Here is an 11,295-nt window from a genome sequence, read left to right as displayed (position 1 = left end):
TGGCACATGAGCACCTATGCCGTGATCGTTCGCACGCAAACCGAACGCTTTGAATACGCCGCGATTGCCGCTTCCAGCGGCGACGCGATCCAGGCCGCCATCGACCACTTCGGCGTGTGCGGCGTTACCGCCAAACTGAAAGGAGCACCGCAATGCTGAACACCCTGACCAATTCGCCGCGGCAAATCGCCCTGGGCGACCGCGTGACATTCGATACCGACGAAGGCTACCAGGCCGGCACCGTCAACGACTTGCGCCGCGACGTGGGCAATGGCGAGCTGCACGCCTGGGTGGAGCTGGACCACCAGTGGCCGGGCACGTTCCGGGCGGTGCCGCTGGGCGCCATCGAGGCGGTCAAGAAAGCAGCCGCGCCTGTCGGGTGCCCAGCATGACAGCGGCCTCCCCTCCCGAGGAAGCGGATTACAAGGAATTTTGTCGACTGCGCGATTACCGCAAGCCAGGCGCTGAGGTGCCGCAATACACGGAGGCCGAAGCGTTTGCTTTGGCGGTACAAACCGATTCCGAGAATAGGAAAAAGAAATGCTTCGCTACATGACCATACCGAAGTTCTCCACCGAGTCGGGTTACACGCCCGACGCGATCAGAACAAAGATCCGGGATGGGATCTGGCCGAAAGACGCCGTCTGGATCAAGGCGCCAGACAATCGAATTTTAATTGACGTGAAAGGGTATGAATCATGGGTAGAGACGGGCGAGGTGTTAAAGCTGCATCGGAAAGCAGCATCGAAATCACCTTCATGTATCGCGGCACCAGGTGCCGGGAAAGGATCGCGCTCAAGCCCACCTCCGCTAATCTGAAACGGGCCGAGAACCACCGGGCGGCGATCCTGCATGCCATCGCCACCAACAGCTTTGACTACACGGCCACCTTCCCCCAATCGTCCAATGCCGTCAAGTTCGCCGACCAGGTGGGCGACGTGCAGACCATCGAGGCGTTTCTGGATAAGTGGCTCGACAGGCAAAAAAAGCACCTCAAGGCCAGCACGTACAACGGCTATCGCAAGATCGTCGTTGGCCAGCTGATCCCTTGGTTCGGCACAATCATGCTGTCGGCGCTGCGCAAGAAGGACGTGCGGGCGAAGCTGGAGCCCATGAACGCGACCAACAAGACCATGGCCAACATCCAGAGCGTGCTACGCAAGGCTCTGGACGACGCGATAGAGGACGAACTGATCGAGGTCAATCCGCTGGCACGCTGGTGCTATTCCAAGGTCGAGGCGCCCCAGTCGAAGGACGATATCGACCCGTTCACGAAGGAGGAACAGGCGGCGATTCTCACGCAAGCAACCGGCCAGGGGCGCAACCTCCTGCAGTTTGCCTTCTGGACCGGCTTGCGCACGTCCGAACTGGTGGCCCTGGACTGGGCCGACGTCGACTTCGTACGCGGCGTCGTGATGGTGACGCGCGCCCTCACTCAACACTCCAAGGCGGCAGAAAGCACCAAGACGAACGCCGGCCGCCGCGAAATCAAGCTGCTGGAGCGCGCGATGCATGCGCTGCAGGAACAAAAGGCGTTCACCTGGGCGAAAGGCGAGGAAGTCTTTCAAAATCCACGCCTGGAACGGCGCTGGGAGGGCGACCAGCCGATCCGCAAGACCCTATGGACCGGCATCTTGCAAAGCGCTGGCGTGCGGTATCGAAACCCTTATCAGACGCGTCACACTTACGCCAGCATGATGCTATCAGCCGGTGAACACCCTATGTGGGTCGCAAAACAGATGGGGCATGCAGACTGGACAATGATTGCTCGCGTGTACGGACGTTGGATGCCGGAAGCTGACCGTCTTGCGGGCGCCAAAGCGGAGGCAGTTTTCGGTACTAACTGCCCTGATACTCCTACCTAAATGCACGTCAGCAGCTGCATCCCACTCCCTACATCGAGCCTAAGTATCGGACTCCAACGTTCTGTATGCACAGCAGTTTCGCTTAATCATTAGGGCATGAACAGGTGGCCGGAAATTCGTTATCCTGCCCCTGTTCGATGGACTTTTGCACTTCATCTGGTGTTCAAGTACACTGTTTGCTACCCTTGACGGTCAACAGTTAGCTTAGTCAAAAATACAATTAGGAAATAATTTCCAAAATTGCTACAACAACCGGATTTTTATCAAAAAATGAACGCATTGGACTCAATTCTCAGCAACAAACCTATTTTGCCCTTACGCGAAATGGCAGCGTATGAGGCATTGTGGTCTCACCAAAATGCAAGTTTTAAGACAATTGCTGACTGTTTCCGTGAGAATCCCGGGACAATGCCGTCAGAGCTGGTGAGCGAACCAGAAATTGATGAAACGTTAGCACGTGTTCTTGAGAAAATTAGGCATGCAAAAATTGACGACTACGGAGTGCGCATTCATGGTTCCGAAGACTATCCTGACCGACTCAGAAGCGCCGCGCATCCCGTCGAATTTTTGTATTATCGAGGACATTGGGATCTTATTGAAGCACCGAAGCGGGTCGCAATTGTGGGATCTCGTCAGCCCACAGAAGAAGGTATTCGTAGGGCTCGAAAAATAGTCAAATTGCTGGTGAAGGATGGATACACTATCGTCTCCGGATTGGCGCGTGGCATTGATACTGTCGCGCATACCACTGCCATCGAATATGGTGGTGATACTGTCGCTGTAATCGGTACACCTATCACTGAGTATTACCCACCAGAAAACAGAGCGCTACAAGACAAAATTGCGACAGAACATTTGCTTATCAGCCAAGTTCCTATTTGGCGTTACTCCCAACAGTCGTTTAAATTCAACAGATTCTTCTTCCCTGAGCGGAATGCAACAATGTCCGCGTTGTCGCAAGCCACGATTATCATTGAGGCAAGTAACACATCGGGTACCCTCACTCAGGCACGGGCGGCATTGCACCAAGGTCGGAAATTGTTTATTCTTGATAGCTGTTTCCAGAACCCAGAACTAACCTGGCCTGCGAGATTCGAAAAACAGGGAGCGATTCGGGTTGTTGACTACGATGACATAAAGGCAAATCTTGAATAATCGCTTTCTGAAAATTGATGAGTTAGCTCTGCCCGATCACTGGTATTTAGACTCTAATGACGAGTGCTACTACATTGGCGAATATACTGCACGCGGCGGTCACGCATGCAGCGAAACTAATCAACTAATTCATAATTTCAAGAAAAGCGTTGAAAAACGAGGCAAACAAGAATGGGCATACAAGGAGCGTGCAATAGGAAATATTGCGAATATCATTCGTCGCAACATTAGAGAAGATGCCGTATTAACTTTCGTTCCAATTCCACCATCCAAGACCAAAGACCATCCACTTTATGATGATCGGATGTCCCGAGTTTTGCAACTAGCGTCAGCCGCTCGCCCGAGCGATTTCCGCGAACTCATCCTTCAAATTCGGTCTGTCGATGCGACGCATCTAAATGACACGCGGCCAACTCCAGATGAAGTATTGCAGAATTATCGGATTGATGAGACCCTATCAAATCCTGAACCTGATCTAATTTTCATAGTCGATGACGTCCTAACCACAGGATGCCACTTTCGTGCAGCTAAACGTCTTTTGTCAGATAGATTCCCGAAGGCTACACTAGTAGGATTATTTGTAGCACGACGTGTGCCCAAGTCCGATTTTGACGCACTTATTTAACTATAAGGTGAATTGATTTGCTAATTATTATGGCATCCCCCGATGGAATCTTACGCCTCGGAAAACCAGACCCTGCCCTGGTACAAGTTCTAATGGATGTCAAGGCTGCGGGGAATGCCGTTGCCTTAATTTCAAATCACACGGAACCTGACTGGTTTGAAACTGCATTCTCTTCTAGCAAAGTACAATTTCTTCAGGTACGTGGTCGCCAGACTGGGGGGATAGTCGCTCACAATGCGTCTCTTCACTCATTAAATCCATTTGATGTTCTGGTCCTAGCGACAAAAGACGATGACGTCAGGATGGGTAAGAATGGCGGGGCTATCTTGATTGCGGGCGCATGGTCCGCATCGCCTTTAGTACGGGACTTGGGGATATCCGTTCAAAATGCACAACAACTCCAAGAGGTTGTAGAGCTTACGGCAAAGTGGAGCGGAAAGTGGTGGTTTGCCGCTGAGAATCCGAAATATTGCATCCGAGCTCTTGCCGATTTGTCTGGTTTCGGCAAATCAAACACTCAGCAAAATTTTGCACAAAAACTAACCAATACAGTCAAAAATGGCGGTAGCCGTTTAAACGCGCTCTTAGCCGTGACTGCGCGCTCACTACTGACCGATGGTTTTGGGGCAAAAAAAGATCTGGTTTGGGGCGTATATCCATCATCGAAAAGCGTAAATACTGATACAGAGGTACTCAGCGACTTCACCCATCGTTTGCGTACAACTGTCTCAAGAGTGCGCTTTTGCAAACGTGGTGAACCCCTATTTATTCGACACAAGCCGTCTGTTAAACGATCCACCGGCGGTGGGGGAGATCGTACAGATCCGACTGATCAAATCACTTCCATCCATCTAAACCCCTTCTACAAAGACAAACAAAGACTACGTGGGGCAAACGTCATTGTGATTGACGACTGCACAACTTACGGTGTCTCATTTGGAGTAGCTTCTGCCTTTCTACGAGCTGCTGGAGCTGTTTCAGTAACGGGCATCGCCCTGGGTAAGTTCGGATCACAACTACGTGCTTATGACATAACTATTTTATCTGACCCGTTTGAGCCTGTTCAACTTGGACAGTTCAAGTCCGCGCCGCCCGCTTTCTTTTCAGGTGGAGTGGATGCGAATGCTCAGACTGATCTACATACAATTCTTCAATAGTCTCCCCCGACTGAGACGCGCAATTGCCAACATTTAGTCAACATAGTTGGCACGCACCGCATGCGTGGCTCATTCTCGGTGGGTTCGATTCCCGCCGTCTCCACCACTGAATAAAGAAAAAGGGCTTCCCCGTTTTGGCGGGGAGGCCCTTTTTATTTATTCCATGCATGCAGAGCGCAGGCATCAAATCCGCGTCCGGTACGGACGCGGGGGGTTTGCGGGGCTTCGGCGAGCGCAGCTCGGCGCCGCAAAACCGGGTTGCGCTTGCAAGCGCAACCCTCTCCGATTCTTCTGACCAGGTTTTGCGCCGCAGGCAGTTTTTCCTCACGACAACATCACCCGCTCAGGCCGTGTACGAATGGCGGACCTGACCCTCGCCGTCCCGGCGTCTCTGTTGCCGATTGTACATGGACAAGGCCGGCACACGCACCACCGAGAGCAACGGAAAAACCCGGTTCCAGCTTGCCATTGTTTGCGATACCGCAATTCCATATGGAAAGGAATGCGAAACAATGCCAGCTCCCCCCTTGCGCATAGTGGAGTTGACCATGCTTGAAGTTCAGCCCAGGGATAAGCGCGGTTTTTTCATCCTGCCTCAGGCTCCGGAAGATGCAGGGTATTACGCCTATGGCACGCCGGGCAGGGGTGCGGGCCAATATGCGCACCCGAACATGATGATGGCACTGCTGTATGTGGAGCGCGAATGGCAAGCGACGGATACGCGGAAATTTGGTGTCGGCAACATTAGCCTGGCTAACGGAACCGCCTATGGACAACACTCAACGCACAAGTCCGGACTGGAGGTGGATATTCGTCCACTGCGCAAAGATGGCCTGCCTCTTCCGGTATATTGGCATAGCAAGGAATACGATCAAGCCGCGACAGCAAAGCTCATCGCACTTTTTCGCGCGCATGCCGGTGTGCGCAGGGTGCTGTTTAACGATACCGGCATTCCGCTCGTGACGCCATTCAAAAATCACGACCATCACTTCCACCTGGAACTGAGCGCCTGACATGAAAAAACTACGGGCTATGGCGTGCGGCGCCTTCACCCTGTTTTCACTGGCTTATGCGGCTGGCAACAGCGACTGGGGCGAATACAAGCCGTTCAAGGGTTCTTATCTGATCTATTCGAATACCTTGGACGACCAGAAACCACCTACATTGCGTGAACGCAAGATTTCCTTCATGGTAACGGGGACCGTGGCAAAAGACATGTTTGACTCCATGGCTCCGGATTCGAAAGAGCGCTGCAGTTTGGAAAAAGGTTATCGGCAGCGCGACAAGGAAAATGTTTCCTGTGTCCGGGATCACGACGGTTATGTGTGCCACTTCGGCTTTGACCTGCGCAGTGGCAAAAGCATTGCCGGAGCGATTTGCTAGATCGCCCGGGGTGACCGGAACCAGGTCCGCGATTGGTACACCATCCCATCCTTGGCTGGTCGAGAACGAAGGGTAAAAACGCTATTCAAGCACACTGATCACCGCAACAGCGTACACTGGCTCCTCTTCCATCAACGCATTGGTCCACCGTGAAACTATCACGCTTTATTACCGGCCATCTGGAGCAGATCCTGGAAGAGTGGGAACTCTTCGCCAGATCGCTCCCCATTCCTGGCGCCGCCATCTCGAAAGCAGAATTGCGCGATCATGCCAAGCAGATGCTGCAAACCATCGTGCGCGACATGGACGTCATCGAGAATGCGGCGCAGCGAAAAAAGAAATCGACCACGGGCGTGTCGGAAATTGAGGGCAAGGAAACGGCGGCCGCCACGCATGGCTCCCTGCGCCAGCAGATCGGCTTCACGCTGCCGCAGCTGACGGCGGAATTTCGCGCGATGCGGGCCAGCGTTCTGCGCCTGTGGATGGCACAGGTCTCGGTGGCATCGAAAACGGCAACGGAAGACATCTTGCGCTTCAATGAAGCGATAGACCAGGCGCTGCAGGAATCGGCCATACGCTACTCGCAGCAGAGCGACCGCACCCGCAATACCTTTCTCGCCATCCTCAGCCACGATCTGCGCAGTCCGCTGAGCACGATGACGATGGCCGGTGCGCTGCTGAGCCGGCCAAGCGCGACCTCTGCTTCCACGGTGCAGATCGGGGCGCGGGTTGCACGCAGCGCAGCGACCATGACCACCATGGTGAACGATCTGCTGGAATTTGCCAGGACGCAACTGGGGGGACACATGCCCATTTCGCCCACTTTGGGCGACCTGGGGGCAATCTGCAAGACGGCCGTCGAGGATGCTTCGGCCGCTCACCCGCAATGCAAATTCGAACTGAGCACCACGGGCGAAATGATCGGCGACTTCGATGCGCCCCGCCTGGCCCAGCTGTTTTCCAATTTGCTCAACAATGCTGCGCAATATCGCACCGACGACCAGCCGGTGACCATCACGGCCTGCGGCGATCCTGATACGGCGGTGGTGCAAGTGAAGAATTTCGGCCGCCAGATCCCGGAAGCCTCGCTGAAGAGCATTTTCGATCCCCTGGTACAGCTGGCCATTTCCGACGATCACAAGGCGCCGAATGCCACCAGTATCGGATTGGGTCTGTTTATCGCGCGTGAAATTGCCAGCGCGCACGGCGGCACCATCGGCGCCGAGTCCAGCCTGGAATGCGGCACGGTATTTACCGTGCGCCTGCCCAGGGTATCGCTGAACGAGGGAGCGAACGGCGGCTAGCCGCGCCCCCTCGGAGAGGACGGCCTCCCCTGCCGGGACGGGCCCGCCCTACCTGCGGCTCAGCGGCACATACTCGCCCGGCAAGTTGGCTACCTCCAGCGCATCGGCAAAGGCCAGCAGGAACTTCGCCGGTCCATGGTCCGACACCAGCAGGGAGGCGCCCTTGTGGCGCAGCAGTTTCAACACTTCCTGATGGTGCGCCTGGTATTCCTGCGAATGGCCATAGAAGGTCTGATACATCTCCAGCGTTTCCATGGCTTTCGCGGCCAGGATGAATTCGGGTTTGTCCATCATATCTCCTCTTGATCAGCTCGGAAACTCAGCGGACGCATCGGTCCCCTGTGCGCACGGCCATCGCTGCCGGCATGGCCACGCTTCCATCATACGCCTCATCGCCTAAGCCCGGTAGGGCTCGCCCGACAGGATGCCCTGGTACTGGCTGAGGGCGGCGCCGATCTTCATGCCCCCGGCGTCGATGTCATAGAAGCGGATATCCTTGCTGTGGCCGCTACCGCGCACCTTCACTACCGACATGACGCGCTTGAACTGGCCTTCGAGCTCGATGTAGCGCTGCATGACGATGGCGTCGGCCAGGAAGGCGTTGCCGTAGGAACTGAAGCGCAGCATGGTGTACTGGTCTTCCAGTTCGGCCGTCATCAGCACGGACACGCCCATGTCCGTCAAGGCCGCCACCAGGCGGTACAGCGATTCGCGGAAATCCTCGCGGAACATGGACGCCAGCGCCATTTCAAAGCCGGACAGCGAGTCGATGACCACGCGCTTGGCCTTCATGCGCGTGATCATGCCCACCAGGTCGTGCAGGATTTCATCCAGCGACAGGTCGAGCGTACGCGTGTTGATCACGCCGATCTGGCCGGAATCAACGAGGGCATTCAGCTGATGGCTGAGCAGCTGGTTCGGGCTTTTCTCGAAGGCGGCGATCACGCCGGGCTCGCCGCAGCGCACGCCTTCCGCGAGAAATTGCGTGGCCAGCACGGTCTTGCCGGAACCGGACGGCCCCACCAGCAACAGCGAATAGCCGGCCGGCAAGCCGCCCCCCATCATCTGGTCGAGCTCCGGCACGCCCAGCGACAGGCGTTCATTGCCGGAAATGCTGACCTTGCCAATGCCGCTCGCCTTCAGCACGGCGCGGGAAAAGATCTCCACCCCATCGTCATTGATGCGGAAGGTATGCGCGCCCAGGCTTTGTGACTGGCCGCGCATCTTGACCACCTGGATCTTGCGCACCATGGCGTCACGGTGCACGAGCTGCGACAGCCACAGGATGCCGTCGGCCACCGTGAACACGGCACTCGACTCGGCCTCGGGCGTCAGGTACTCGCCGATCAGGAAGGTCGTGGCCAGCCAGCTGGTCATTTGCGCGCCCAGTTGCTGCACGAAATTCTGCAGGCCGGCAGCGCCCGTGTCCATGGCCTTGGCCGACTGCACCACGGAGCGGAAGGAGTCGACGAAGACGAGGCTGGGCGAGAACGCTTCGACCTCTTCGGCGATGCGCGCCAGCACGCGGTCGAAATCGCCTTCCAGCAAGTCCGCCGACAGATTGACGAACTTGATCGACTGGTTGATCTTTTCCACATCGAAGAAGGGAAATTGCTGCTGATAGCGCAGCATCTTCAGCGGCGGCTCGCCCAGCACCGTGAAAAACAACGCCTTGCGCTCCGGCGTGGCGAGGGAGAACATGATCTGGTGCGCCAGCGTCGTCTTGCCGCTGCCGGGCGTGCCCGCCACCAGGTTGAAGGAAAATTCCGGTATTCCGCCGCCCAGCAGTTCGTCCAGCCCTGGCACGCCAGTGGCCAGGCGGTGGATGGTGACTTTGTTCATTCGTTCGGCTCCGTTCCAGCATTATTCACAACGTCATCACCCCAGGCTTTAAGGAGGATGCTATTCGTTAAGAGTTCGCCAATTAGTAAAATAAGGGTATTGATGAAGTGCATCAGCATCGCCGTGCTTGCCGCGCAGGCAACGGTGTCCGCCTGGCCCTGCAAGCTGGCGCGCAAGGCGCTCATGGCAGCTTGCAGCGCTTGCGGCGGATGGGGCGTCAGCCAGCTGAACTGTTTCTGACTCTGGTGCAGGCTGCGGGCATACATTGACTCCACGCCCCGCTCACCAATGATCTGGTTCAATTCAGTGGCCAGCCGCTCCCAAAGGCGAATACTGACGTCTACCACCGCACCTGGGTCGCGTAACAGCGCGTGTTCTATCCTGCGCTGCCGCTGTTCATGGACTGTGGCCATAATCGGATCTTTTCTCTGCGGTTTCGGTGCATGGACCATGTTAATGAAAGCATCGGGACTCCCTCGCCTGTCAGCGCGGAGCCTTTGCCGTGATTATTTTCGACAAAGCGTCGATATTGATGGGTTTTACCAGGTAATGGTCAAACCCGGCCTGCCCGGCGCGGTCGAACTCGCCAAGCTGGCTGTAGCCGGACGCGGCGACAAAGCATGGCAGCGGCGCCACCAGGGCCGCGCGGGCCGAACTGATGACCTGGAAGCCATCCATGCCCGGCAAGCCGATATCGCATACGATCACATCGTAGGGCGCATCGAGCGCGGCGCGCAAGCCGCTGGGGCCGTCATCGCGCACGTCGACATGGTGGCCGTCCTGCGTCAGCAGCAGGGCCAGCATTTCCGCCGCATCGGCATTATCCTCGATCAGCAATATGCGGCGTGGCGCTGCATGCGCCGCATGTTCCACATGCACGTCCTGCGATGGCGGCGCCAGCGACGACAGGGGCAGCTGCAAGACAAACTGGCTGCCGAAGCCGACCCCGGCGCTGAACACGTCGACGGTTCCGCCATGCAGCTGGGTAATGATGCGCACCAGCGACAGGCCGATGCCCAGGCCGCCCTGCGCCCGTTCCAGCGAACGGAAGCCCTGGGTAAACAGGTCGAAGATGAAGGGCTGGATATCGAGCGCGATACCGGCGCCATCGTCGTTGACGGCAATTTCCACCAGATTATCGTGACGCCTGACGACGATGTCGATATGGCCAAACTCGTGCGTAAACTTGCTTGCATTGATGAGCAGGTTGGCAAACACTTGTGTCAACCGCACCAGGTCCCCTTCGATCACCAGCGGTTCGCTCGGCAGGCTCACGCTCAGCACTTGCTGGCGTTGGCTGATGCTGGCCTGGCCAACTTCCATGGCGCCGGCGAGGATGTCGCTCAGCAGGATGGGCGCCAGCTGCAAGGTGATCTTCCCGCTGCTGACGCGCGAAGCGTCGAGCAAGTCGTCGATCAGGCGCGCCATATGCGCCACCTGGCGGCCGATCACGCCATGCACGTGCGCCAGCTGGGGATCGAGGTCGATCTTCTTGGCCAGCAAGTCATTGGCCATCGCCAGCGGCTGCAAGGGATTGCGCAACTCATGCGCCAGCATGGCCAGGAATTCCGTCTGGCGCAAGGTGGTCGCTTCGGCGGACGCTTGCATGTCCTGTGCGCCAAACGTTGCCAGCACGAGATTTTGATTGGCTTCGCGCAACTGCATGATCAACAGGCCGAAGGCGTCGGATTTATCCTTTTCCTGCACCTGCATCTTGGCCATGATCAACAATTGATTGATCGTCTCGCGCAACAGCTTGACTTCGCGGCTATGCAGAGCATGCAGATTGTGCTCGGGGGGCAATTGCTGGGCGGGCGCATCCTCAGGATCCGGCGAGAGTGCTGTGTGGTGCATGGTGACGGTGTGCGGCCTGTGGGGGCCGGCCTCAAGGACAACTCTTCGTTCCGCGGCGTTCACTCAGACATCGCCGCGCACGCCAGCTCTATTGCTGCATACGGTGTATT

The 11,295-nt window shown here is 56.6% G+C and carries 12 protein-coding genes; 8 read left to right on the top strand and 4 right to left on the bottom strand.

Annotated elements, in window-relative coordinates; all coding sequences use genetic code 11:
* Positions 1–152: 152 nt before the first annotated feature.
* From AC54AF_RS24465 to AC54AF_RS24430, 8 genes are all read left to right on the top strand, one after another.
* Positions 153–392: a hypothetical protein gene (locus AC54AF_RS24465; RefSeq protein WP_496638648.1), complete on the top strand. Its 240-nt coding sequence runs from the start codon at positions 153–155 to the stop codon at positions 390–392.
* Positions 393–698: 306 nt separating this feature from the next.
* Positions 699–1,865, top strand: a complete 1,167-nt coding sequence (locus AC54AF_RS24460; RefSeq protein ID WP_496638647.1) for an Arm DNA-binding domain-containing protein — start codon at positions 699–701, stop codon at positions 1,863–1,865.
* Positions 1,866–2,105: 240 nt separating this feature from the next.
* Entirely contained in the window at positions 2,106–3,020 is a 915-nt protein-coding gene (locus AC54AF_RS24455) for a DNA-processing protein DprA (RefSeq protein ID WP_496638646.1), read from the top strand.
* A complete protein-coding gene (locus AC54AF_RS24450) occupies positions 3,013–3,645 on the top strand; it encodes a hypothetical protein (protein ID WP_496638645.1) in 633 nt (210 codons plus the stop codon). Before AC54AF_RS24455 ends, AC54AF_RS24450 begins: the two co-directional genes overlap by 8 nt.
* A 92-nt stretch (positions 3,646–3,737) precedes the next feature.
* Positions 3,738–4,802, top strand: coding sequence for a hypothetical protein (locus AC54AF_RS24445; RefSeq protein WP_496638644.1), 1,065 nt, complete (start codon positions 3,738–3,740; stop codon positions 4,800–4,802).
* Between the two features lie 407 nt (positions 4,803–5,209).
* Complete coding sequence (locus tag AC54AF_RS24440) at positions 5,210–5,815, top strand: hypothetical protein (protein ID WP_496638643.1); 606 nt, start codon at positions 5,210–5,212, stop codon at positions 5,813–5,815.
* 1 nt (position 5,816) lies between these two features.
* Complete coding sequence (locus tag AC54AF_RS24435; protein WP_496638642.1) at positions 5,817–6,185, top strand: hypothetical protein; 369 nt, start codon at positions 5,817–5,819, stop codon at positions 6,183–6,185.
* 149 nt (positions 6,186–6,334) lie between these two features.
* Positions 6,335–7,489, top strand: a complete 1,155-nt coding sequence (locus tag AC54AF_RS24430) for an ATP-binding protein (RefSeq protein WP_131689069.1) — start codon at positions 6,335–6,337, stop codon at positions 7,487–7,489.
* Positions 7,490–7,537: 48 nt separating this feature from the next.
* Here the strand turns inward: AC54AF_RS24430 and AC54AF_RS24425 are convergent, their stop codons facing one another.
* The 4 genes from AC54AF_RS24425 to AC54AF_RS24410 all read right to left on the bottom strand — a co-directional run bounded on the left by AC54AF_RS24425 (position 7,538) and on the right by AC54AF_RS24410 (position 11,185).
* On the bottom strand, positions 7,538–7,780 hold the full coding sequence (locus AC54AF_RS24425; RefSeq protein ID WP_496638641.1) for a hypothetical protein: 243 nt from the start codon (positions 7,778–7,780) through the stop codon (positions 7,538–7,540).
* A gap of 105 nt (positions 7,781–7,885) precedes the next feature.
* Entirely contained in the window at positions 7,886–9,331 is a 1,446-nt protein-coding gene (locus AC54AF_RS24420; protein WP_496638640.1) for an ATPase domain-containing protein, read from the bottom strand.
* Complete coding sequence (locus AC54AF_RS24415) at positions 9,328–9,744, bottom strand: hypothetical protein (RefSeq protein WP_496638639.1); 417 nt, start codon at positions 9,742–9,744, stop codon at positions 9,328–9,330. The genes AC54AF_RS24420 and AC54AF_RS24415 overlap by 4 nt, the downstream gene beginning before the upstream one ends.
* Positions 9,745–9,814: 70 nt before the next feature.
* Positions 9,815–11,185 carry a hybrid sensor histidine kinase/response regulator gene (locus tag AC54AF_RS24410; RefSeq protein ID WP_496638638.1) on the bottom strand — a complete coding sequence of 457 codons (1,371 nt, stop codon included), beginning with the start codon at positions 11,183–11,185 and terminating at the stop codon, positions 9,815–9,817.
* Positions 11,186–11,295 lie beyond the last annotated feature (110 nt).

The organism is Janthinobacterium sp. JF4 (assembly GCF_059617925.1).
This window is presented reverse-complemented; position numbering and strand designations above follow the sequence as displayed.